Below are 26,027 nucleotides of genomic sequence, written 5' to 3' on the forward strand. Positions count from 1 at the left end.
CACGAGACCTATTTTTAACAAGAAAACTAAAAATAAATAAAGTATCTTTTATTTTGAATTTTTCGTTACTTCTTATAACGCTAAGCAGTATTGGATTAATCATTTATGTTTTTGCGTTATTAAAAGAGCAAATTCAATTATTGGGTTAGTTTTAAAGTGAACGATTTTCAACAGTGACTGGCACCTACTAATATTTATAATGATAGTTTTAGAAGGGTGATTATTAAATGAAAAAAATAGCAATAGCAACATTGTTGTTTTCAGTATCATTGGTACTGATGACAGAACAGGCATATGCAGTAGAAGTAGGGAATGAGCAAACTGATGTAGGGATCAGCTATAAAACTGATGGAGCGAATAAACCAGGTCAAGGGCCATATAAAGATAACTTGGCTATTGCTTGGGTACCATCAAATTTTAATTTTGGTAGTCAAAAAGCTATTGCAAATGTTGCAACTTATAATAATGCAGTTGAAGGCGATCAATATATGGTGGTTAATGACGACCGTCCAGATAAAACGTTATCTGGTTGGAAAGTTAGTGCGACATTATCTGACTTAGTATCTGCAGACGATTCCAAAGTCAAATTACCTGCAAAACTTACGTTTAATTTAGAAAAACCAAAGGCATATGATATTGGTAAAGAGGATCCACTAAAAAATGATTATGCTCCAAATCCTGTTGAAGGAAATCTAAAAGAACTGCCAGCAGAAACAAACATTATTATTGGTGATGGTACAAGTACTGCAATTTCTTTAGAGGCTGGGAAACAAACGGGAACACAAGTTATTTCTAAAAAAGTAGCAGACACTTATAAAGGTGGTGCGGCAACTAAACTTTCAAGTACAAAATTAGTTGTTACTTCTAGTGATGTTGCAGCTGGAAAAGCTTTTAATGGTACTGTTACTTGGAGTTTAGATAATACGTATTAATAAAATAGTAAACTAAAAAAAGAATTACATTGAAAATATAAGTTGATGACAGTCACTGTTGAAAATCGTTCAATAGTCATTACATACAAAGAAAGAGGAGACGCTAGTGAAAAGAAGAAAAAAACAAAAAGTACTAGTACTATTAATTTTCTTAACTCTAATTAGCTCACCACAAACTTTATTTGCAGAAAAAATAACAAAAGAAACGAATATTTTTTATAATAATACAAAAACAATTACAGATCCAGAAACACCCCAAAAACCAGAATATATGATTTCTGTCCCAGCAGAATTAGTTTTTGATAAAGAACACACAAGGATAGATGCCTCGGTTTCTATGAATGATTTACAAGGAAATCATTATAAAGGAGAAAAAAAATCAAAAGTTAGTGTGGCTTCTAAAAATGGTTATCTACTGAAAGAAGAGGATTCTCCCTTTACAATCCGATATACAATGGTTAAATATGATAATTCTGGAAAAGGAAGCATTCTAACTAATACAAGTCACGAAATTGGTATATTAGATAAAAATCATTCATTGGTCGAAGTTAAAGCAATTATAGGTTCAACTTCGATAGCAGACAAAAATGTCGGATTTTATTCAGATATATTAACATACAATGTCGAAAAAATAGAGTAAGTAAAGAAGGGAGGTTGAAATGATGGGTAAAAAAAAGAGAATGCGCAACAAAAAGAAGCGTGTATTTAATAAAATAAGCATACCTATAGTGATAGCTATAGTAGCGATAATGGGTCTTTTATTACTATTTCTATTAAAACAAGAAAAGAACGATGAAGCTTTAGCAACAGAAACATCAGTGACTAATTATAAAGTTGAATCGCCCAAAGATTTACCAGCAAATCATATAACGTTTCCTGTCTATTCAGACATGACTGTAATACAAGGTGCTAATCATTTGAATTTAACATTAGTAAACCCTGAATTTAATCAAGCAGACATCCAGTTTATTGTCTCTATTGATCAAGAAAAATCTCCTCTTCTGACTACTAAACTAGTTGAACCTGGTAAAGCAGTAACGAGTTTGCCTCTACCAAAAAAACTATCTGTCGGTAATCATAAAATTTATTTGAAAATGATTGGGTATTCTAAAAATAAAGAGCAGACTAAACTTTCGGGTACAGATACTTTCTTCATATTAAATGTGGTTAAGGGGGACGAATAAATTTGAAAGGGAAGGTTCTATCAACAGCTAGTAAACGAAAAATATTTTTTTTAATAGTAGTGATATATGTTTTTGCTAGTCTGAGTTTTAATGTCAAAATAGCTGATGCGGTCCCACTTTATGAATTCAAATTAACTACATACGTAGATGAAAATGGGGTTTATAAATCTGGGAAGCTTTTGGCTGACACCTCAAAGGCGGTGGTTATAAAGTATAAAGGTAAAGATATAAAAGCAGATACCCTTTTAAATAGTGATCCTAACAAAAGCGAACCCAACGGTCTGGATAAAGGGGACCATGCATTGGTGAAAAAAGTAGGCTATTATAAAGGAAGACAAATCAATGCAAAAGTGGTGACTACCTATACTTCTTTTCAAACGGGGTTTGAGTATTTCAGAAATTCACTGAGCATTTCTGCGCGTATAGGGAATAACACATCAAGGATTCAGCTTAAGGTAACGCTTATTATGGACGATGATGGTACAAATCTTCCAGAAGATGTTCCGCTTATTATTCCATCACCATTTGTTGCGGGAGGAGGTTCTGATAATGTATCGACATACAATGTTACTAGTAATAATCTCCAAAATATTATTGTAAATAGTAGAGAGTTTGATGGAGTCGACACCGTAGCGATGGCAACAGTTATTGATATAAAAACATCAAACAACAAATTAAGAGGTAGGCAACTGAAAGCCAATTTATTTTATACAGGGTTAAAAGACTCATCGTTTACTATTGGAGTACAAACGAATCAGAACGCTATTATAGATCTTTTTCCTGCGGATGAAAAAACAATAGTTGAAACAGAAGATGGGAAACCAGGAGAAGAAGGGAAACCAGGAGAAGAAGGGAAACCAGGAGGAGAAGGCAACCCAGGAGAAGAAGGCAACCCAGGAGGAGGAGATCCTGGTGAAGAAGGGACACCTGGAACAGAAAAAATTCAACCACCAATAGTTTTTGGAGATAAAAATAATAGTGATTCCAACTTAAAAGGGACAATTCTCCAAAACTTAAGAGAAGCAACTTCATCAGTGTTTATTGACTTTAGAGTATATGGAAACAAGAGTGATATAACTAAAAAAAATCTGACTATTACAAATTTAATAGATAATAAAGACTATACCAATGATTCTGACATCATTGGCCCAATTCTACTTGGAAATGGAAAATATCGCCTATTAGTAGCTACATCGTTTATGATCAGGATACCAGAAGCAGTATTGTGGATTGATTTTAATTATCCTTTGAATACTAGTGATAAAAGTATCATGAACTTTTATGACAAAGATACGCAAGAATTTAGTTTACCAATAGTTGCTGAAAATAAGGTTGTAGGAAACAATCCAACTAGTGATTCAAGTGTTGATTTCTCACAAGTTGCAATGCATCCCCCAAAAGCAACACCAGTGAATCAAACGATAAATAAGGGGACTTCCACGGATAAGCTAGACCCTAAGTCTTTTGTTTCAAACATCATTAGTATGCTTAGCTTTGATACAATAGAGATTTCCTTTTCTTCTTCTAAAGTTTTTGATGTACCTGGACAAACGAGTGTATCTATATTGTTAAAAAGTCAATTAACAGCTGTATCGAGCAAAATAGATGTTCCAGTTACCGTTGTAGACAATACGTTAGATTTTATAACGATTCCTGAAAAAATAGAATTACAAGATAATGGGAAAATGGTTTTAGGAAAAGGAACGATTAAATATACCGGTACTACGAACAATTCTATTTTAGTCTATACAAATAATGAGATAATTTTGACAAATAATAATCAGAAAACGGTCAACCTAGATGTCTATAAACAAGATAACTCTAAATTAAAACCAACAGAAATGTTGACAAAATTAGATCAAAAAAATAATACTTATAACTATTTTCTTAAAACAGAGAAAAAAAATTTTAGTCAGATTGCTATATATAAAGGTGCAATGCAAGTATCCTTTGAAGTTCAAAAATAAAAGTATTAGCATACCTATGAACAAAGTGGTGTACTCATATTTCAGTAAAATGAAATAAGAAGGAGTTGCTGGTATTCCGGCATTCCTATCGTTTAACTGAATTCCATAAGACTGGATGTAACTCAAAGAGTTATACCCCAGTCTTATTTTTTTCTCTTAAGATAATATCTTCTTTGAAGGAAAATAAACAAATCATCGTATTTTTTTACCAATCCATTGCGTTTTTGTTAATAGGCGAATAAATTATGCTATAATAAAAAAACTATTTAGGCTTGTCAAGATTGTTTAACTTTTAAATTAGGAGGAAAGTATATGCGTGCAGTACTAACAGTTATAGGAAAAGATAAAGTGGGGATTATTGCAGGAGTTAGTCAAAAATTAACCGAGCTAGATATGAATATCCTTGATGTTTCTCAAACAATTATGGACAGCTATTTTACAATGATGATGGTATTAGAAATTTCAAAAGAAAAAAATGATTTTGAAGTAATTCGTTCACAACTAAATACTTTAAGTGAAAAACTAGGTGTGAGCATCAGCATTCAAAATGAAGAAATCTTTAATGCTATGCATAAACTATAATAATCCCTTCAAGGAGGAATCAGCTTGGAAACAAATCAAATTTTAGAAACAATTCGTATGATTGAAGAAGAGAATTTAGATATTAGGACAATTACGATGGGGATTTCCTTATTAGATTGTATTGATAGCGATAGTAATAGAGCTTGTCAAAAAATCTATGAAAAAATTACTCGCTTAGCTAAAAATTTAGTTAAAGTTGGTGAAGATATTGAATCTGAGTATGGAATTCCAATCATTAATAAACGAATTTCAGTGACACCAATTGGCATTGTCGCCGCAGCTAGTTCAGATAAAGACTATGTGAAATATGCTAAAGTGTTGGATCAAGCCGCTCAAGCAGTTGGCGTAAATTTTATTGGCGGATTCAGTGCTTTAGTTGAGAAAGGATATCATCATGGGGATGATATTTTGATTAATTCGATTCCCCAAGCTTTAGCCGAAACGGATTTTGTCTGTTCGTCAGTGAATGTTGGTTCAACCAAAGCTGGAATCAATATGGATGCTGTTCGTCACATGGGTCATATAATCAAAGAAACGGCTGAAAAGTCAGATATGGGTTGTGCGAAACTAGTTGTTTTTGCTAATGCAGTAGAAGATAATCCATTTATGGCTGGAGCTTTTCATGGTGTTGGTGAGGCAGATTGCGTGATTAATGTAGGTGTCAGCGGTCCAGGTGTAGTGAAAAGAGCATTGGAAAAAGTTAAAGGCGAACCTTTTGATGTTGTTTCAGAAGTAGTGAAGCAAACGGCATTTAAGATCACTCGTATGGGTCAATTAGTTGGAAAAATTGCTTCAGAACGTTTGAATGTTCCTTTTGGAATTGTTGATTTATCTTTAGCTCCAACTCCAGCTGTAGGGGATAGTGTTGCGTATATTTTAGAAGAAATGGGTCTAGAAAGTGTAGGGACACACGGTACTACAGCTGCTTTAGCATTATTGAATGATGCGGTAAAAAAAGGTGGCGTAATGGCTTGTAATCATGTTGGCGGTCTATCTGGTGCATTTATTCCGGTTTCAGAAGATGCTGGAATGATTGATGCCGTTAATAATGGTGCATTGAATCTAGAAAAATTAGAAGCAATGACTGCTATTTGCTCAGTTGGTTTAGACATGGTTGCTATACCAGGAGAAACATCAGCTGAAACTATTGCCGCAATGATTGCAGATGAGGCGGCGATTGGTGTGATTAATCATAAAACTACCGCTGTACGCATCATACCAGCTAAAGGTACAAAAGTTGGTGATATGGTAGAATTTGGTGGGTTATTGGGAAGAGCGCCAGTTATGAAAGTGAATGAATATGCCTCAACAGATTTCATCTTACGCGGTGGACGAATTCCAGCACCAATCCATTCGTTTAAAAATTAGATTAAAAAATATTTTCTTAGTATTTGTGAGAAAAAGAAGTATGTTATAATATATACGAATGATAACTATTATTTTACAAGTTTAGTTCATTGAAGATAGTGACTATCGGACTTAAAAGAAAAAGGAGAATACAATCGTGGAAATCAAACGTCAACAAGAAGTTGTAGAGGCTTTTCATTATGATATGCGTACACAAGACATGGAAGAGGTAGAAACGGATCTTAGAGTAGGTTTTTCGCCAATTGAATCAACAGATGAAAACTATCCTAAAGAAAATTCAATCATTGCAGCTCGTTTAGAGTTTCGTCTAGTTTTTGAAGAGTACATCTTATCAGGTTCAGTTAGCCAAATCAACCATGTAATCAATCACAAAATTGAAAACCAAGAAGATATCAGCCAAGAAGAAGTGGATGAATTAGTTAGCCCGTTGTTTAGTATTGTTCAACGTATGGCTTATGAAGTCACTGAAATTGCATTAGACAAACCTGGTATTCAATTGAATTTCCAATCATCAGAAGCCTAACAGAGGTAAATTAAAGAGTTTGCGATAGTTTTTGACTATCACAAACTCTTTTTTCTATCATTATAGAAACAAAATAATACCCTTCTTCCTCTCAAATCAGTTACAATGAATTTATCACTGAAAATGAATTGATTCATTTTTAGGGCGGATTATTGAAGAATGATCCCCGGGAACCTTTACTTCCTTTGATGGACTTGTCATTTGTATTATCTAGCTTCACGAGCTAGCACCTCGGAAAAAAGATAAAGTATGAATGAGGGAAAAACACCTCAGTCATATTTTCCTATTTTTCAGCCGGTGCTGGACGAGCTCGTTCAGCTTTTAAATTTAGGAGGGAAAAAAATGACAACACTCATCACTGTTTTAGTGGTCCTTGCTTTTCTTGCAGTATTATACGTTTTTTATCGTATGCAGGCAAAACACTATAAATTTTCAACCCGTGTTTTTGCAGCATTAGGTGTCGGTATTGTATTAGGTGGAATTATTCAATTCGCATTCGGTACCCAAGATAAAGTCACAACGCAAGCAATGGAATGGATCGGTATTGTAGGTAATGGATATGTAGCGTTTTTACAAATGCTCGTAATCCCCTTGGTTTTTGTTTCTATCGTAGGAGCATTTACTAAGATGAAAGAATCCAAACAATTAGGCAAAATCAGTTTTAATGTACTGGCAACGTTATTGGGCACAACAGCTGTTGCTGCATTGATTGGAATTGGAACAACATTATTATTTGGACTACAAGGTGCACAATTTACACAAGGAACGGCAGAAACGGCACGAATTGCAGAACTTGCAACGAGACAGGAAACCGTTGAAAATCTATCGATTCCTCAACAAATTTTAGCCTTTATTCCTAAAAATGTCTTTGCAGATTTTGCTGGCACTCGTCCAACAAGTACAATTGGTGTCGTGATTTTTGCAGCCTTCGTTGGTGTAGCATACTTAGGTGTGAAACGAAAAGCACCGAAAGAGGCAGAGTTTTTTGCTAACTTGATTGATAGCCTTTATAAAATCACAATGCGTATTGTAACATTGGTCTTACGCTTAACACCTTATGGGGTTTTAGCACTGATGACAAACGTTGTAGCGACAAGTGATTTTGATGCGATTCTAAACTTAGGAAAATTTGTTTTAGCTTCATATACTGCGTTGATTATTGTGATGCTTGTTCATCTATTGATCTTAGTCACAGTTAAAGTAAATCCTGTGAATTATTTGAAAAAATCATTCCCAGTATTAAGTTTTGCTTTCACCTCAAGATCAAGTGCAGGAGCATTGCCTTTAAATATTGAAACACAAACAAAAGCTTTAGGTGTTGACGATGCAACAGCAAACTTTGCGGCAAGCTTTGGCCTATCGATTGGTCAAAACGGCTGTGCCGGAGTTTACCCAGCTATGTTAGCAACAATTGTTGCTCCAACTGTGGGTATCAACGTCTTTAGTTTAGAATTCATTTTAATGTTAGTAGCAATCGTAACGATCAGTTCATTTGGTGTTGCTGGTGTCGGTGGTGGAGCAACATTTGCTTCATTAATAGTTTTAGGTTCTATGAATTTACCAGTAGCGATTGTAGGGCTAGTTATCTCAGTGGAACCATTGATTGATATGGCTAGAACAGCTGTTAACGTTAGTGATAGTATGGTAGCTGGTATTGTTACTAGTTCAAGAATCAATGAATTAGATCGAGATGTTTTGAATGATAGTAATTTAGTTATTGAAGAAAATGCTTAGGGATTTACCCACTTTTCTTCCCCAAGAGAATTAACAGAAAAAGAGACAAGATCGTTCGACAATCTTGTCTCTTTTTTTTATACAATGCTAAAAGCATAATTATTTTCATAACCTATATCATAAGTTATGATAGAAAGTATAGAATAGAAAATAAGTAATACTATGAATAGAGGAGAGAAAATATGTTTACTAATCAAATCAAAATAATGTTATACGTAACAAATGTAGAGGAATCAAGCAAATTTTGGCAAAAAATTGGTTTTGTAGAAAAAGAAAGAGATGCAGTAGATGGCACGCTTGTTGTAGAAATTGCACCAAGTGAAAATGCAGATACAAGCATTGTTTTATACGATTTAGAATTTATTCAAAAACATTCCCCAGAGGTTGCTGGGAATACACCATCATTGATGTTTTTTGCTGACGATGTGATGGAATTATATAAAAAAATGAAAGATGCTGGCGTGCGAGTAGGAGAATTAGTTCAATTACCGACTGGATTAGTTTTCAACTTTGCTGATAATGATGAGAATTATTTTGCAGTATCAGGGCAATAAAGCAGTCAAATTTGATGAACTGTTCAAGTGTTTATAAAGCTTGAATAGTTCTTTTTTATGGATTTAAGAACTCTAATCGACGTTGTCTTGATTTTCATTGATTTAACTTTGTGAGATAGCTCTATTGGTGTTTCATTTATGTGTATTATTACACAAGCAAATAGCTCGCTTTTCCTATTTATTTTTTTATATAATCAATACGTATGAATAGAAAATGAGAAATGTAGGACTATTAAGGGAATAGTTTAGCAATTTCTGAAGAAAAAGGAGAAAGATAAAATGGATTACCGCGTATTACTTTATTATAAATATACGACAATTGAAAACCCAGAACAATTTGCAAAGGAACATTTAGCTTTTTGTAAATCACTGAATTTAAAAGGTAGAATTTTAGTTGCTACAGAAGGAATTAATGGCACACTTTCAGGTACGATAGCTGATACTGATGCCTACATGGAAGCAATGCTAGCGGATGAACGCTTTAAAGATACCTATTTCAAAATCGATGAAGTGCCAGAAAATGCATTCCATAAAATGTTTGTCCGTCCTAGAAAAGAACTAGTATCTTTAAGTTTAGAAGAAGATGTTAATCCATTAGAAATAACAGGAAAATATTTAGAACCTGCTGAATTTAAAGAAGCATTACTTGACGAAAATACAGTTGTGATTGATGCGAGAAACGATTATGAATATGACTTAGGACATTTTAGAGGAGCAGTTCGTCCAGAAATTCGTAATTTTAGAGAATTGCCACAGTGGATTAGAGACAACAAAGAACAGTTTATGGATAAAAAAGTTGTCACATACTGTACTGGTGGTATTCGTTGTGAGAAGTTTTCAGGCTGGTTATTAAAAGAAGGCTTTGAAGATGTTTCTCAACTTCACGGTGGTATCGCTGTTTATGGAAAAGATCCAGAGACAAGAGGCGAGCTGTGGGATGGTAAAATGTATGTGTTTGACGAGCGAATTAGTGTTGAAATCAATCATGTAGATAAAAAGGTTATCGGAAAAGATTGGTTTGACGGAACACCTTGTGAACGCTACATCAACTGTGCCAACCCATTCTGTAATAAACAAATTTTAGCATCAGAAGAAAACGAAGCAAAATATCTTGGCAGCTGCTCAGACGAATGTCGTCATCATCCAGCTAACCGCTATGTTGTGAAACATGAATTATCAGAGCAAGATGTAAAAGTAAGACTTGAAGCTATTGCTAACTAAATATTCAAATTAAATCAAAAAACAGTACTAAACATCGATGTGTTTAGTACTGTTTTTTATTGTTTAAATATTTAAAACTTTATCTAAGAAATCTTTTGTCCGTTCATTTTGAGGATTTTCAAAGATTTGTTGTGGTGAGCCATCTTCCAAGAAATTACCACCATCGATAAACATCACACGGTTTGCTACTTCTTTAGCAAAGCCCATTTCATGAGTAACAATCACCATGGTCATTCCTTGCTTGGCTAATTTTTTCATAACATTCAGCACATCTCCCACCATTTCGGGATCAAGTGCTGAAGTTGGTTCATCAAACAACATGATGTCTGGATTCATTGCCAAAGCACGAGCGATGGCTACACGTTGTTTTTGTCCGCCAGATAATGATTCAGGATAGCTATCTTTTTTATCTGCTAAACCAACTGTATCTAAAAGCTGAATCGCTTTTTCTTCTGCTTCTTTTTTTGAGAGTCGTCCTAAATCGGTTGGAGCCAAGGTAATATTTTCCAAGATTGACAGATGCGGGAACAGATTAAAATGTTGGAAAACCATTCCGATATGCTGACGAACTTTGTTAATATTTGTATTTTTATCCGTTAAATTGGCACCATCAATTATGATATCTCCGCTAGTTGCTTCTTCTAATTGGTTTAAACAACGAAGAAAAGTACTTTTCCCAGAACCAGAAGGGCCGATTACGCAAACAACATCGCCTTCTTGAATCGATACATTGATATCATTAAGGACAGTATTATCACCGTATTTTTTTACTAAATGTTCTACTAGAATTTTTTCAGCCATGTTATTTCACCTTCTTTTCTAAAACTTTAGCTAATTTCGTCAATGCTGTAATTAAGATTAGATACATCATTGCAATTACAAAGTAAACCATTGTACTTTGCAAGTTTCTAGCAACGATGATTTTTCCTGTTTGTAATAGCTCAATTAAACCGATTGCTGAAAGAATCGTTGTATCTTTTAGAGAGATAACAAATTGATTGACGAAAGATGGAATCATGATTTTAATTGCTTGTGGTAAGATAATTTTTTGCATTGTACGGTTATAAGAAAGACCTAAACTTCGTGATGCTTCCATTTGACCGACAGGTACGGCATTGATTCCTCCTCGAACAATCTCAGAGATATAAGCACTAGCGTTTAATGTTAGTGTAATGATTCCGGCAAGGAAAACTGGAATATTGAATCCCAAAATACCAGGTAAGCCGAAGTAAATAAAGAAGGCTAAAACCATCAAAGGAATACCGCGAATGATGTCAACATAAATCGTAGAAATCACACGTAACGCTCTTGTTGGAGAAGCGCTGAATAATCCGAAAATTACACCAACGATTAAAGCTAAAATAAATGAAATCAATGTTAGTTGAATAGTCATCCATAAACCACTTAGTAGACGTTTCCAGTTGTTTTGGATCATGCCAACAAATGTTGATTCATCAACTTTATTTTCTGAAGCACCATCTTTTACATATTTTCCGATGATTTCATCATACTCGCCTGTTCGTTTTAATTCAGTTAAACCTTCATTGAACATTTCAATCAACTCTGGGTTTTTACCTTTTTTAACAGCGAAACCGTATTTTCCACCTTCTTCACGAGGGATAGGTGTTGTTAAAGGTTGTTTTTGAGCAACGCCATAACCGATTACAGGATAATCGTCCATCATTGCATCAATCTCACCGATTTCAAGAGCGCTGTATAGAGCGTCAGTTGTATCTAAATACTTGATTGAGTAATCATATTTACTTTTGTTTGCTTCAAGGAAATCAGCACTTTCTGTTCCGATTTTAGCGCCAACTTTTTTGCCTTTTAAGTCATCATATGATTTGATTGAATCATTTCCTTTTTTGACAGCGATTTGAATGCCGCTGTTGAAATAAGGCGTAGAAAAGTCAAATGATTTTTCACGTTCATCTGTAATCGTCATTCCCGCGATCATGGCATCAGCTTGACCAGATTCTACAGCTTGAACAGCTGAACTGAAACCAATAAACTTGAATTCGATATTAAAATCTTGCAATTCAGCGATTCGTTTAACTAAATCAACATCGATTCCTTCATATTTACCATCTGCATTTTGAAATTCAAATGGCGCAAAAGTAGAATCACTAGCAATCACATAAGTATCTTTTTTAGGTTGAACTTTTTTCATTTTGCTATCATTGTCAGGTTCAGTTCCAGTAGAAATATATTTATTTACAATCTCATCATATTTACCAGAGCTTTTCAACTCTTTCAAGCCAGCATTGAATTTTTCAAGTAATTCTTTATTTTGTCCTTTTTTAACAGCAAAACCATATGAACTGCCAGTTTCTTTTTTACCAACTAATTGTAGTTTTTGCCCATTTGTTATGGCATAACCTAAAACAGGGTAATCATCAAAAATAGCATCGGCCTCACCATTTTCAAGTGCTTGATAAAGACCTGTAGCATCGTCAAAATTTTTGATTGTATAACCATATTTGTCTTGATTTTTTTCTAAGAAAGTTGCACTTTCTGTGCCAACTTTAGCTGCTACGGTTTTTCCTTTTAAATCTTCATAGTTTTTGATTGTATCGTTACCTTTTTTGACAGCCATTTGCAGACCACTATCAAAGTATGGATCAGAGAAGTCAAATGATTTTTTCCGTTCATCTGTAATACTCATACCAGCGATCATACCATCTACTTGATTTGATTGAACGGCTTGGATAGCACTATCAAAGCCTAATGGTTTTTGATTTACTTTAAAGCCTTGATCTTTCGCGATAGCATTTAGTAAATCAATATCTATCCCAATATATTCTCCTTTAGAGTCTTGAAATTCAAAGGGAGCAAAAGTCAAATCTGTTCCTATATTATATGTTTTTTCCTCAGCCTGAACAGACTGTCCAAGTGTAAATGTTAGTAGACTTGCCATCATTACAATGAATGAAAGTAAAAAGTGTTTCCTTTTCATAAAATACCTCCTATATTTGCATATTGGATAATTATATAGTAAAAAAAGGCAAAAGCACAAGTCATTCAATAGGATAAAATTAAAAAAAAATCATTTCCTAACATTCTATGTAAGAAAACATCACATTTTGAAGGTGGAATATGATTAAAGCTCATCATAATTAATTTTATTTCTGTAATAAAGTGTAAATTAATAGAAATTGCGTATATGCAAGCTATTCTACTAGAATTGTCAAATCTAGTGCAACATTTCCGTAAAATTTTTTTCTAAGAACAGTATGAGTTAAGATAATCTCCTTCATATTTATTTTTGGAGAACATATAGAGATCTTAGCTCCAGAAGAAATACGCCAAACAATAGCTTCCAAAATCAGATTGATGACTGAAAAAGACCGTTAAGTGAGTTTCTTAAAGCTGACAGACTGTTGTCAAACCTCCATGATAATATTGTTCTTGTAAGACATTTTTATTTTAATTATCTAGCTGCGCAGGTTAGCGCTACACTCTGATACGATCTCATCAATTCCTAGGAGCTAAAGCTCCGATGATTGAAGGCCTTTTTGAAAAAGTTGAAATCCGGTTGTGACAAAAAGTTATCCTAAGATTTCCCTGTTTATCTGTCAGAATGAAGCAATCCTGCTTAGCTTTTAAAAATTAGGAGGATATTAAATGACAAACAATTATGAATTCCCAACATCAACACTTATTTCAGTTAACGGTGTGGAGCTAGAGGTTTTTGAAGCAGGACAAAAAAATGGAAGACGACCTATCGTTCTCTGTCACGGATGGCCAGAACATGCCTATTCTTGGAGATATCAAGTGACTCCTCTTGTAAAAGCAGGCTATCACGTTATTATTCCTAATCAACGAGGTTACGGGGAATCTTCCTGTCCAAAAGAAGTCACAACATATGATATTGAACATTTAACAGGTGATCTTGTAGCTTTATTGGATCACTATGAATACAAAGATGCTATTTTTATAGGCCATGATTGGGGGGCAAGTGTTGTTTGGAGCATGGCTTTACTGCATCCAGAACGTGTTTGTAAAATGATTAACTTATGTTTGCCTTACCAAATTCGAGGTGAGAAACCTTGGCTTGATTTTATGGAAGAAGTGTTTGGAGATGAGTACTATTTTGTTCATTTTAACAAACAACCAGGTGTTGCAGATGCAATATTAGACGAAAATGTGTCACAATTTCTCCATAACTTATATCGAAAGAATGTGCCATCACAAGGTCTTAGTGAGGGAATGGAAATGATTAATCTCGCCAAAGCAACCAAGCCTTTAGGTGAAGCTGTTATGAGTGATGAGGATCTTTCTGTTTATATCTCAGGTTTCAATAAAACAGGTTTCACTCCAAGCATCAATTGGTACAGAAACCTAAATCGTAATTGGCATTTATTAGCTGATGTCTCTCCTATTCTTCATCAGCCAACATTGATGGTTTATGGGGAGAAAGATAGTATCCCGCCACTTCCAAACATAAAAGACTTTGTACCTAACATAGACATTAAGAGTTTAAACACTGGCCATTGGATCCAAGAAGAAAGACCTGCTGAGCTTAATCAAATGATTTTGGAATGGTTGGAATAATGAGTGAAGTCCTATTTTTTAGTAATCAAACAGAATTTATTGATTGGTTGGCTATTCATCATCAAACAACTAGTGAAATTTGGGTAGTTTTTTTTAAGAAAAAGACCAATAAAGCAAGTCTTACTTGGTCTGAATCAGTAGATTGTGCGCTGTCATTTGGTTGGATTGATGGGATACGAAAAACAGTTGATGAAGCTAGCTATAAAATTCGCTTTACTCCACGTAAGTCTAATAGTCTCTGGAGTAGAATTAATGTGCAAAAGGTATATAAACTGATAGAACTCAATCAAATGAGACCGGAAGGATTGGCTGTTTTCAATCAAAGAAATGATCAAGTAGGGTATTCATCAGCCCATAGAAACGTTATTCTAATGAAAGAATATGAGGATAAAATCAGAAAAAATCCAAGTGCTTGGGAATTTTTCAATCAACTTTCGCCTTCTTACAAAAGAGATTCTATTTGGTGGGTAATGAGTGCAAAAAAAGAAGAGACCAGACTAAGAAGACTGAATCGATTAATTGATTCATGGGAAGAGGGAAAGATGTTAAGATTCTAGTTTGTTCACTTTGCTTTATTTCCGCTGAGACGGTCGTAAATAAGAGATTATGTCGTTCGTTACATCAATCAAAAAAAGAAATAAACGTTGTTAAATGAATAGACATTAAATAAAAGCTTAAGAGGCATGGACCCTAAAATTCTTTTGAGAGCATGTCTTTTAGTTTTCTTTGAGGCGTATCTTTGTTGTATTAATTGATATAATCTTCGACTTATTCTATCTATACTTGCTTATTCGCTGCTTGTTTAAGAGAAGCTGTTCTAATTCTAGATGAGAAATAGCAACACTTAGTTTCTCTAATGAGTTTTTTATAGAGTAAGGATTTTTCTTATATTTTTTTATCCATACATTTATTTTTTTGTGCATAAATTGCTATCCACTGTAGAACTAGCGAAAATATGTTCGGTATGGTAAAATATTTTTAGATACTTTTTCTATATTTGATAGAAGAAGTTTCCTATTAAATAGATCAAATGATTAAAACAAAATAATAATTATTTTGCCAAATCAACAATCAAATAGACTAAGAGGAGGATGTTGGATGATAGAAAGAGAGACCTCCAATACATTTGACTTAGTATCAAAATACAAGCCAGATGGAGATCAGCCAGAAGCAATCAAAAAGTTAGTTGAAGGTGTCGAAGGTGGAGAAAAAGCGCAAATTTTGCTTGGTGCTACAGGAACTGGGAAAACATTTACAATTTCCAATGTGATAACAGAAGTGAACAAACCAACATTGGTCATTGCCCATAATAAGACTTTAGCTGGACAGCTTTATGGAGAATTTAAAGAATTCTTTCCAAATAATGCGGTCGAGTATTTTGTTAGTTACTATGACTATTATCAACCTGAAGCCTATGTACCCTCTAGTGATACATATATAGAAAAAGATGCCAGTATTAATGATGAAATCGATAAATTACGACATTCAGCAACAAGTTCATTATTAGAACGAAATGATGTTATAGTTGTTGCTTCTGTATCATGTATATTTGGATTAGGTGATCCTAAAGAATATAGTGAACAAGTCGTTTCTATTCGTGTAGGAATGGAGATGGATCGTAATCAGTTATTGACAAGTCTGGTGAATATTCAATTTGAACGAAACGACATTGACTTTCAACGAGGCCGTTTCCGTGTACGTGGTGACGTGGTAGAAATCTTCCCGGCATCAAGGGATGAACATGCCTTAAGAGTTGAATTTTTTGGAGATGAAATTGAACGAATCAGAGAAGTGGATGCTTTAACAGGTGAAATCATTGGTGAGACAGAACATGTGGCTATTTTCCCGGCGACTCACTTTGTGACAAATGAAGACCATATGGAACAGGCGATTTCGCAAATTCAAGAAGAATTGGAAGGTCGTTTAAAAGTTCTTCGTAATGAGAATAAATTATTAGAAGCTCAGCGTTTAGAACAGCGAACAAATTATGATATTGAAATGATGAGGGAAATGGGTTATACGTCAGGAATTGAAAATTATTCTCGTCATATGGATGGTCGCTCAGAAGGTGAACCTCCATATACATTGATTGACTTCTTTCCAGATGATTTTCTATTAGTAATCGATGAATCCCATGTTACGATGCCTCAAGTTCGAGGGATGTATAATGGTGATCGAGCTAGAAAACAAATGTTGGTGGATTACGGTTTCCGTTTACCGAGTGCACTGGATAACCGACCATTACGTTTAGAAGAATTTGAAAAGCATGTTCATCAAGTTGTTTATGTTTCAGCAACCCCTGGCCCCTATGAATATGAACAAACGGACACTGTTATTCCACAAATCATTCGACCAACGGGATTATTAGATCCATTGATTGAAGTTCGACCAATTATGGGACAAATCGACGATCTAGTTGGTGAAATCCATGAGCGGGTGGAAAAGGATCAACGTGTATTTATTACAACGCTAACGAAGAAAATGTCTGAAGATTTAACAGACTACCTTAAAGAGCTTGGAATCAAAGTGAAGTATCTTCATAGTGATATCAAGACATTAGAACGAACTGAAATCATTCGTGATTTACGTTTAGGTGAATTTGATGTATTAATTGGGATCAACTTACTTCGTGAAGGTTTGGATGTACCAGAAGTATCATTGATTGCGATTTTGGATGCAGATAAAGAAGGCTTCTTGAGAAGTGAGCGTTCATTAATCCAAACAATCGGACGTGCCGCTCGTAACTCAGACGGAAGAGTCATTATGTATGCAGATAAAATGACGGATTCCATGCAAAAGGCAATTGATGAAACTGCGCGCCGTCGCTCGATTCAAGAAAAATATAATGAAGAACATGGCATTACACCTAAAACAATCATCAAAGAAATCCGTGAGTTGATTTCTATTACTAAGACGAATGAAAAAGGTGAACCATTCAAAATCGATAAATCTTATCATGAACTAACTCGTCAGGAAAAAGCTGATTTATTAATGAAATTAGAACAAGAAATGAGAGAAGCTGCTAAAGCATTAGATTTTGAAACTGCAGCAACCTTAAGAGATACGATTTTGGAATTGAAAGCTGGAGATTAGAAGTAAGAGATATGACACTTCGTCTCAATGACAACAAGCAAAAGGAGAGAAGCAATGGCAAATGATAAAATCGTCATTCATGGCGCACGCGCACATAATTTAAAAAATATAGATGTTACGATTCCTCGTGACAAAATGGTCGTAGTTACTGGTTTATCTGGTTCAGGAAAAAGTTCATTGGCCTTTGATACATTATATGCCGAAGGTCAGCGCCGTTATGTAGAAAGTCTGTCTGCGTATGCAAGACAATTTTTAGGTCAGATGGATAAGCCAGATGTGGATAGCATCGATGGTTTGAGTCCAGCGATTTCAATCGATCAAAAAACGACTAGTAAAAATCCACGATCAACAGTTGGGACAGTGACGGAAATCAATGATTACCTAAGGTTATTATTTGCTCGTGTTGGGCATCCAATTTGTCCTAATGACGGGACTGAAATTACTAGTCAATCTGTTGAACAAATGGTGGATAAAGTACTAGAACTTTCTGAAAAGACTAAAATTCAAGTACTAGCACCTGTGATCGTAAAGAAAAAAGGCCAACATAAAAAAATCTTTGAGATGATTCAACGTGAAGGATACGTTCGTATGCGTGTAGATGGTGAAACTTATGATGTAAGTGAAGCACCTGAATTGGAGAAAAATAAAAAACATGATATCGCAATCGTTATTGATCGTATTGTTGTCAAAGAAGGCATAAGATCTCGTTTGTTTGATTCTTTTGAAGCTGCATTGCGTTTAGCTGATGGGTATGCGTTAGTAGATGTGATTGATGGAGAAGAGATGCTCTTTAGTGAACACTATGCTTGTCCATATTGCGGGTTTACTGTTGGTGAGTTAGAGCCAAGATTATTTTCTTTCAATGCACCTTTTGGAGCATGTCCTGGTTGTGATGGTTTAGGTATAAAGTTAGAAGTCGATCGTGATTTGGTGATTCCGGATCCATCTAAAACTTTACGCGAAGGAGCAATTGCTCCTTGGAATCCAATTAGTTCCCAATACTATCCGCAAATGCTCGAACAAGCAGCTGATAGTTTTAATATTGATATGGATACTCCTTTCAATGAATTGCCGGAAGAACATCAAGAGATTATTTTAAATGGATCAAATGGTGAACTCTTCCATTTCCATTATGAAAATGATTTCGGTGGTGTTCGTGATGTCGAAGTACCTTTTGAAGGAGTATTGACGAATATTAAACGCCGTTATCATGAAACAAATAGTGATTTCACCCGTGATCAAATGCGTTTATATATGACTGAATTAACGTGTCAAACATGTAAAGGTTATCGATTAAATCCACAAGCATTGTCTGTTAAAATTGATAACACAAATATCGGCCAAGTCAGCGAATTGGCAATAAAGAACGCTGTAAAGTTTTTTGAAACAGTAACATTATCTGAACAAGAACAAGTGATTGCTAAACCAATCCTAAAAGAAGTAGAAGATCGTTTAAACTTTTTGAAAAATGTTGGACTAGATTATTTGACTCTTAGTCGGGCAGCTGGAACATTATCTGGTGGAGAAGCACAGCGGATTCGTTTAGCAACACAGATTGGTTCAAACTTATCTGGGGTATTATATATTTTAGATGAGCCATCAATTGGATTGCATCAGCGGGATAATGATCGCTTGATTGAATCACTTAAGAAAATGCGTGATTTAGGGAATACATTAATAGTTGTTGAACATGATGAAGACACGATGAGAGCTTCTGATTACTTAATTGATGTTGGACCAGGGGCTGGACATCTAGGTGGAGAAATCGTTGCTTCTGGGACACCTGATGAGGTAGCTAAAAATCCTAAATCATTAACAGGACAATACCTTTCAGGAAAAAAAGTTATACCAGTACCTAAAGAACGTCGTAAAGGCAACGGCAAAAAAGTTAAAGTGACAGGTGCCACGGAAAATAATTTAAAAAATGTAACAGTTGAATTTCCTTTAGGTGAGTTTGTTGCAGTGACTGGTGTTTCCGGATCAGGCAAAAGTACACTAGTTAATCAAATTTTGAAAAAAGCTTTAGCACAAAAAATCAATCGTAATTCCAATAAACCAGGAAAACATAAAAGTATCACAGGTTATGATACTATCGAAAAGATTATTGATATTGACCAAAGCCCTATTGGACGAACACCAAGAAGTAATCCAGCAACGTATACAAGTGTGTTTGATGACGTTCGTGATCTATTTGCGAAAACAAACGAAGCAAAAGTTCGCGGGTACAAAAAAGGACGATTTAGTTTTAATGTTAAAGGTGGACGTTGTGAAGCTTGTCGTGGAGATGGAATTATTAAGATTGAAATGCATTTTTTACCAGATGTCTATGTTCCTTGTGAAGTTTGTCATGGTAAACGTTACAATTCAGAAACCTTGGAAGTTCATTATAAAGGCAAGAATATTTCCGATATTTTGGATTTAACAGTGGAGGATGCGGTAGAATTCTTCAAACATATTCCAAAGATTCATCGTAAGCTAAAAACAATAGTTGATGTTGGATTAGGTTATGTTACGCTAGGTCAGCCAGCAACTACGTTATCGGGTGGAGAAGCACAACGTATGAAACTTGCCAGTGAACTTCATAAAAATTCAAATGGTAAAAATTTCTATATTCTTGATGAACCAACAACTGGCTTACACACAGATGATATTGCTCGTTTGTTACTTGTATTGGAAAGACTTGTTGAAGCAGGTAATACCGTACTTGTAATCGAGCATAATTTAGATGTAATCAAGTCTGCTGATCATGTCATTGATTTAGGACCAGAAGGTGGAGATGGAGGCGGAACAATCGTTGCGACAGGAACTCCAGAAGAAATAGCAAAAGTTAAAGCAAGCTATACAGGGAAATATTTAAAACGAGTTTTATAAATTGGTATACTATATTTTGGAAGTATAAGTCTCATTTTTAAAAAAAGGATGAAATTTGTGGGGAAATTGTTTATAGCTATTGATTTCTTTAATTTATTGAAGTAAAATCACAGTCAGAAAGATATATTGTTCAACCTAATTGGTATATATCTTTCTTCCTATAAGTAATCCGTTCAAAAAAGAAAAGTGCAGCCTCTGTTATTTGATGGTTGCCTTTTTTTTATCCAAAGGGTGATGATTTAGTAATAGAAATTGAGGTATAAAAATTTAGAAACAAAAATGAGAATAAAATAATAAAGATAGTTAAATAATATGTTTTTTAATTATTCTAATTTAAAAAAAGTCAAAAAAAGAAAATACATGAACGAAAGTTGAATGATTTTTTTTTTAAAATCATGATATTCTATACATACGAACAGTATGGAAGGATGATTTTGTCTTGGAAAAAAGAGAAGTTAAGATTGGCGCCCAGTATGTTTGTCACGGATCAAATTTTTCTTGGTTTTTTGTAGGGGAGGCCATCTCTAAAAAAGAAGATGATCTACAAGTCAGAGTCGTTAAATGTCACCCTGCCGATCGCCCAATCATAAATGGTGATGATCCTATTTTGAATTTAGATTACTTTAATGTAATTGAAGACGCTTAGTGTTATTAATTTTATTTGATGGTTAATGAATATTTACTTTACTTAATATTAATATATTAAATGTATTTGTGAATTGTCAGTAAAAAGCTATATGTTAATGAAATTTATTGGCGTTTCTTTTGTATTCGATATTTTAGAAGGTTAAGATTGTTGTCTTAGTCTTCTTTTTTTACGTCAGAAATGTTAATAAAATGCTCAATGTCTAAGAAAATAAGAATTAGGGACAAGAATTGGTTGAAAAGCTTCCTTTGATACGCCCGGGATGCTATAATTAGTAAAATGTTTCTAAAGGAGCGCTAAAAATGGCTGATAATTTGCAATTAGTTATAATTACTGGAATGAGCGGAGCAGGAAAGACTGTTGCCATTCAAAGTTTTGAAGATATGGGTTATTTTTGTATCGATAATATGCCACCGAGCTTGATTCCAAAATTTTGGGAATTGATCAAGGAATCTGGAAAAGTAACAAAAATAGCATTAGTGATTGATTTACGATCAAGAAATTTCTTTAGAGAGATTCAGGATATGTTAGTAGAACTAGAAAACACCAATCTCATTGACACGACGATTATGTTTTTAGATGCCACTGATGAGGAGCTTGTTTCTCGTTATAAAGAAACTCGTCGCGCTCACCCACTAGCAATGGACGGTTTGGTTACAGAGGGAATCAGAAAAGAGCGTGCAATTCTTGAGGAAATAAGAGGAGATGCACAAGTTGTTATTGATACGACTGATTTATCTCCTAGACAATTACGCGAGAGAATCAATGATGAATTTAAATCTAGAGACACACATGAGTTTCGCGTTGAATTAGTTTCTTTTGGTTTTAAATATGGGTTGCCGATAGATGCAGATATAGTAATGGATGTCCGTTTTTTACCGAATCCACACTATATTCCAGAGCTAAGACCATTGACAGGACAAGATCAGCCTGTTTACGATTATGTGATGAGTTTTCCTGCAACAGAAAGCTTTTATGTTCGTTTTATCGATTTATTGAAACATGTAATGCCTGGTTATGAAAAAGAAGGTAAATCAAGTATTACGATTGCAATTGGTTGTACGGGTGGACAACATCGTTCTGTTGCTTTGACAGAACGTGTCGGTAAAGAGCTTGCTAAAGATTACCATGTCAACATTACTCATCGTGATAAAGGCAAACGCAAAGAGACGGTGAACCGCTCATGAAAACGTACCGTATTAGAAAACCAAAAATTGTGGTGGTCGGTGGAGGAACTGGTTTACCAGTAATTCTAAAAAGCTTACGTAACCAGAGTGCAGATATTACAGCAGTTGTAACGGTTGCTGACGATGGGGGAAGCAGTGGTGAAATACGTGATTCAATGAATATGACGCCGCCAGGAGATTTAAGAAATGTACTAGTTGCTCTATCAGATATGCCACAACTTTATGAAGATATATTTCAATATCGTTTTGATAAGTCGGATAAATATTTTGCTAATCATGCGATTGGGAATTTGATTATTGCTGCTGTGTCAGAAATGCGCAACAGTACTTATGAAGCAATTCAGTTACTTTCAAAAATGATGCATGTAGATGGACACATTTATCCATCCTCAGAAAGACCGTTAACACTTCATGCTATTTTTAAAGATGGCACAGTTGCGGTTGGAGAATCTAGTATCGCTGTTGATCGAAAAACAATAGATCACGTATTTGTGACTAACACATATGATGATGAACAACCGAAAGCTGCTAGGAAAGTAGTTAAAGCAATTGAGGAAGCAGACATGATTGTTTTAGGACCCGGTAGCATGTTTACGAGTATTTTACCAAACTTGGTTATCAATGAAATCGGTGAAGCAATCATCCATGCAAAAGGAGAAGTTGTTTATATCTGTAATATCATGACTCAAAAAGGTGAGACAGAACATTTCACTGATGCGGATCATGTTTGTGTACTACATGAACATCTAAAAAGTAAATTTGTTGATACCGTCTTGGTAAATACTGAAAAAGTACCAGATGGCTATATGGATCCGGAAGTTTATGACGAATATTTAGTTCAAGTAGAGCATGACTTCCAAACCTTACGAGATGAGGGGTGTCGTGTGATATCTACCGACTTCTTGAAGTTAAGAGATGGCGGTGTTTTCCACGATGGAGATAAAGTTGTGGATGAACTATTCCGTATTGTTTTTGGCGCAAAATATTAAAGAATAAGAGAGGAGGAAGGGAGATTGTCTTTTGCGGCAGATGTAAAAAAAGAGCTGACAACCTTAGAAGTTCATCGAGAGCACGCTAAAGCTGAGTTAGCCGCCTTGATTCGAATGAACGGTTCCTTAAGTATTGTAAATCAGCAGTTTGTTTTAAATGTTCAAACGGAAAATGCAGCGATTGCTAGACGTATTTATTCTCTTTTAAAAGACCATTATGATGTTCGTTCAGAATTATTAGTTCGAAAAAAAATGAAATTAAAAAAGAATAATGTCTATATTGTACGTTTAAAACAAGATACTAAAAATGTTCTTGCTGATTTAGATATTCTGGATGGGATGATGTTTAATACTCATGTATCAGATGAAATTATGGGTAATGCACAAAAAATGAGATCCTACTTAAGAGGGGCTTTTATGGCTTCAGGATCTGTCAATAATCCAGAAACGAGCCGCTATCATTTGGAAATATTTTCGATTTATGAAGAACATAATGATGATATTTGTCAGATGTTGAACTACTATGACTTAAATGCACGAACATTGGAACGTCGGAATGGTTATATTTCTTATTTAAAAGGCGCAGAGCGAATCGCTGACTTTTTGACTTTGATTGGTGCAACAAATTCAATGTTGAAATTTGAAGATGTCCGAATCGTTCGTGATATGCGTAACTCAGTAAACCGCTTAGTCAACTGTGAAACAGCAAATCTTAATAAAACAATCGATGCAGCTTCTAAACAAATCGAAAATATTCAATACATTGAAAGTGTTGTCGGGTTAACGGCTTTGCCTGATAAACTACAAGAAATTGCTGAATTACGTTTGGAATATCCAGAAGTTAGTTTAAAAGAATTAGGAGAGATGATTCCTTCCGGCGCTATTTCAAAATCAGGAATTAACCATCGAATTCGTAAAATTAATGAGTTCGCTGATAAACTGAGAGAAAAAAGTGTGTGATTTATGAATCATTTATTATGTTTATCTAATAATTTTGATGAATATGATGGATTAAACGTTCGGTATCTCATAAAATGAAGTAATGGCAAGTCAAATTAAAAGGAATTGAACCTTAACTTGACTTGCCATTACTTTATTTTGGAAAAATATATAAATCATTGTTTCTCTCGTAGATGTCATAATAATAATCAGTAAATTTCAATTCACTAGGATTTTTTTTGAAGGTTTTAGGATTAAGTTGATTAATAGTAATCTCCATTCCTGTGTAGGTTTTAAACCATAACTGATTTGGCCAATAGACCTCTGCATTTGATGGAACTATTTCTTTAAGAATAGGGAAATTCCTCACTGAATTGATCAGAATAGGAGAGTCTTTAAAGAGTGATTTAGAATAAATAGCCATTGTATCAGGTGTTATTAAATTTTTTAAATCTCCAGCCAAGATAAGACTTTGTTTTTCAAATGCTTCTTTTTGATAATGAAGTGTAGACGCGTAAACAAAAGGAAAAGAAAGTATATAATAACAAAAGAAACAAACAAATATTTTTGTTGTTAAACGTATCCAATTTGATGATAATTTCAATTTATTTAGAAGTAAAATAATTGTTATTGAAGAAAATACACCAAATCCATAAGCATACCGCGGCGCCACCAATGCTAATTTTTCAGGAAAAATCAAAAATACACCGTAGCTTAATACAGATGCTAAAATTAAATACAATGCAACAAAACTTATGCTTTTGATGAAATGTAGTTTTGAATTTAGAATACTAGTTATCACAAATAAAAGCATTAAAATGATAAAAAGAGCTAGCCAAAGTTTTGTACTTTGGTCTAATATTTGATTCAAGTACATTTGACTATTAGTTAAAATAGTTTTAGGAATATCTTTTATATGGGCGATTACAACATGTTCTCCTCGACTAGATAATTGAGGATTAAGTTTTGTTTCGAAAACATAAATAACCATAGCAATAATATATGCCAATGCGGATAAAAATACTTTTTGGTATGTTTTATGGTGTTTTTCATTAGACAGAATTTCGTTTAAAGAAAGCGCTAATACCATAATAATGTAAATACCAGAAGAAGCTTGGTAAGTATTACACATGAAAAAAATACTTATAATAGATAATACAAAGAAAGTTTTTGATTTTTTTTCCCACCAAAGAAATGGAATAACAGAGAACAAAATACTTAATGCCATATATGGACTATCAAACCTAAAACTCACACTTTGTAAAAACCAAGGATTTAAACCGATGATTGTTGAAACAATCAGGGGAAATACCTCTAGTTTTTTGTTATTTAAACAATAGACGACAATGATACTAGCCGCAGATAAAATAAGTCCTGTAATAATATGAGTAGTTAATCCAAGATCTGTTAAGTGTCTGCTTCCTTGAACGAACCAAGAAGCAATTTCACTGCCCAAACGGGAATAACTTCTTGCAAAGTCAGTAGCTCCAGTAATTTGTCTGGCAGTATCATCAAGATAAGGGAAATTTATTATTCCTATAGATAAAATAGCCATTTGATAAATAAAAATTGTCATAAGCAGTAAGTATCTATTTTCTATTGCCCATTTTTTTGTCAATAACATGTATTTGTTTAACATATTTTTCTCCTGTTTTTTATTTTTGTATGATTTAAGGTGAGTAA

General features: G+C 34.3%; 21 protein-coding genes. 18 read left to right on the plus strand and 3 right to left on the minus strand.

The window, feature by feature from the left end:
• Window positions 1-227 precede the first annotated feature (227 nt).
• The 10 genes from AC4BB2_RS04070 to trhO all read left to right on the plus strand — a co-directional run bounded on the left by AC4BB2_RS04070 (window position 228) and on the right by trhO (window position 10,065).
• Window positions 228-932: a WxL domain-containing protein gene (locus AC4BB2_RS04070; protein ID WP_490474162.1), complete on the plus strand. Its 705-nt coding sequence runs from the start codon at window positions 228-230 to the stop codon at window positions 930-932.
• 106 nt (window positions 933-1,038) lie between these two features.
• Window positions 1,039-1,572: a hypothetical protein gene (locus AC4BB2_RS04075; protein WP_490474163.1), complete on the plus strand. Its 534-nt coding sequence runs from the start codon at window positions 1,039-1,041 to the stop codon at window positions 1,570-1,572.
• Between the two features lie 22 nt (window positions 1,573-1,594).
• Entirely contained in the window at window positions 1,595-2,116 is a 522-nt protein-coding gene (locus tag AC4BB2_RS04080) for a hypothetical protein (protein ID WP_490474164.1), read from the plus strand.
• Window positions 2,117-2,118: 2 nt separating this feature from the next.
• Entirely contained in the window at window positions 2,119-4,083 is a 1,965-nt protein-coding gene (locus AC4BB2_RS04085) for a hypothetical protein (RefSeq protein ID WP_490474165.1), read from the plus strand.
• Window positions 4,084-4,395: 312 nt separating this feature from the next.
• Window positions 4,396-4,665, plus strand: coding sequence for an ACT domain-containing protein (locus tag AC4BB2_RS04090; protein ID WP_490474166.1), 270 nt, complete (start codon window positions 4,396-4,398; stop codon window positions 4,663-4,665).
• 24 nt (window positions 4,666-4,689) lie between these two features.
• Window positions 4,690-6,033 carry a PFL family protein gene (locus AC4BB2_RS04095; RefSeq protein WP_490474167.1) on the plus strand — a complete coding sequence of 448 codons (1,344 nt, stop codon included), beginning with the start codon at window positions 4,690-4,692 and terminating at the stop codon, window positions 6,031-6,033.
• Between the two features lie 136 nt (window positions 6,034-6,169).
• The gene (locus tag AC4BB2_RS04100; RefSeq protein WP_490474168.1) at window positions 6,170-6,556 is read left to right on the plus strand and encodes a DUF1149 family protein; all 387 of its coding nucleotides are present in this window, start codon (window positions 6,170-6,172) and stop codon (window positions 6,554-6,556) included.
• A gap of 342 nt (window positions 6,557-6,898) precedes the next feature.
• The gene (locus tag AC4BB2_RS04105) at window positions 6,899-8,290 is read left to right on the plus strand and encodes an L-cystine transporter (protein ID WP_490474169.1); all 1,392 of its coding nucleotides are present in this window, start codon (window positions 6,899-6,901) and stop codon (window positions 8,288-8,290) included.
• Window positions 8,291-8,472: 182 nt separating this feature from the next.
• On the plus strand, window positions 8,473-8,844 hold the full coding sequence (locus tag AC4BB2_RS04110) for a VOC family protein (RefSeq protein WP_490474170.1): 372 nt from the start codon (window positions 8,473-8,475) through the stop codon (window positions 8,842-8,844).
• A gap of 279 nt (window positions 8,845-9,123) precedes the next feature.
• Window positions 9,124-10,065, plus strand: a complete 942-nt coding sequence (gene trhO, locus AC4BB2_RS04115; RefSeq protein WP_490474171.1) for an oxygen-dependent tRNA uridine(34) hydroxylase TrhO — start codon at window positions 9,124-9,126, stop codon at window positions 10,063-10,065.
• 63 nt (window positions 10,066-10,128) lie between these two features.
• Here the strand turns inward: trhO and AC4BB2_RS04120 are convergent, their stop codons facing one another.
• Complete coding sequence (locus tag AC4BB2_RS04120) at window positions 10,129-10,866, minus strand: amino acid ABC transporter ATP-binding protein (RefSeq protein ID WP_069633878.1); 738 nt, start codon at window positions 10,864-10,866, stop codon at window positions 10,129-10,131.
• Between the two features lies 1 nt (window position 10,867).
• Window positions 10,868-13,021, minus strand: a complete 2,154-nt coding sequence (locus AC4BB2_RS04125) for an amino acid ABC transporter substrate-binding protein/permease (protein ID WP_490474172.1) — start codon at window positions 13,019-13,021, stop codon at window positions 10,868-10,870.
• A 668-nt stretch (window positions 13,022-13,689) separates the two neighbouring features.
• Here AC4BB2_RS04125 and AC4BB2_RS04130 point away from each other — a divergent pair.
• The 8 genes from AC4BB2_RS04130 (at window position 13,690) to whiA (ending at window position 24,365) form a co-directional block, all read left to right on the plus strand.
• A complete protein-coding gene (locus AC4BB2_RS04130) occupies window positions 13,690-14,619 on the plus strand; it encodes an alpha/beta fold hydrolase (RefSeq protein ID WP_490474173.1) in 930 nt (309 codons plus the stop codon).
• Window positions 14,619-15,176: a YdeI/OmpD-associated family protein gene (locus AC4BB2_RS04135; protein WP_490474174.1), complete on the plus strand. Its 558-nt coding sequence runs from the start codon at window positions 14,619-14,621 to the stop codon at window positions 15,174-15,176. The genes AC4BB2_RS04130 and AC4BB2_RS04135 overlap by 1 nt, the downstream gene beginning before the upstream one ends.
• A gap of 541 nt (window positions 15,177-15,717) precedes the next feature.
• On the plus strand, window positions 15,718-17,712 hold the full coding sequence (gene uvrB, locus AC4BB2_RS04140; RefSeq protein WP_490474175.1) for an excinuclease ABC subunit UvrB: 1,995 nt from the start codon (window positions 15,718-15,720) through the stop codon (window positions 17,710-17,712).
• Window positions 17,713-17,766: 54 nt separating this feature from the next.
• Window positions 17,767-20,583, plus strand: a complete 2,817-nt coding sequence (gene uvrA, locus AC4BB2_RS04145) for an excinuclease ABC subunit UvrA (protein ID WP_490474176.1) — start codon at window positions 17,767-17,769, stop codon at window positions 20,581-20,583.
• A 439-nt stretch (window positions 20,584-21,022) separates the two neighbouring features.
• Window positions 21,023-21,229, plus strand: a complete 207-nt coding sequence (locus tag AC4BB2_RS04150) for a hypothetical protein (RefSeq protein ID WP_490474177.1) — start codon at window positions 21,023-21,025, stop codon at window positions 21,227-21,229.
• A 302-nt stretch (window positions 21,230-21,531) separates the two neighbouring features.
• Window positions 21,532-22,416, plus strand: coding sequence for an RNase adapter RapZ (gene rapZ, locus AC4BB2_RS04155; protein WP_490474178.1), 885 nt, complete (start codon window positions 21,532-21,534; stop codon window positions 22,414-22,416).
• Window positions 22,413-23,405, plus strand: coding sequence for a gluconeogenesis factor YvcK family protein (locus tag AC4BB2_RS04160; RefSeq protein ID WP_490474179.1), 993 nt, complete (start codon window positions 22,413-22,415; stop codon window positions 23,403-23,405). Before rapZ ends, AC4BB2_RS04160 begins: the two co-directional genes overlap by 4 nt.
• Before the next feature lie 24 nt (window positions 23,406-23,429).
• Window positions 23,430-24,365 (plus strand): DNA-binding protein WhiA, encoded by a 936-nt coding sequence (gene whiA, locus AC4BB2_RS04165; protein WP_490474180.1) that lies wholly within the window; start codon window positions 23,430-23,432, stop codon window positions 24,363-24,365.
• 133 nt (window positions 24,366-24,498) lie between these two features.
• Here the strand turns inward: whiA and AC4BB2_RS04170 are convergent, their stop codons facing one another.
• A complete protein-coding gene (locus AC4BB2_RS04170) occupies window positions 24,499-25,983 on the minus strand; it encodes a glucosyltransferase domain-containing protein (RefSeq protein ID WP_490474181.1) in 1,485 nt (494 codons plus the stop codon).
• Window positions 25,984-26,027 lie beyond the last annotated feature (44 nt).

This window comes from Enterococcus sp. AAFC-DPL-5146 (assembly GCF_058216635.1).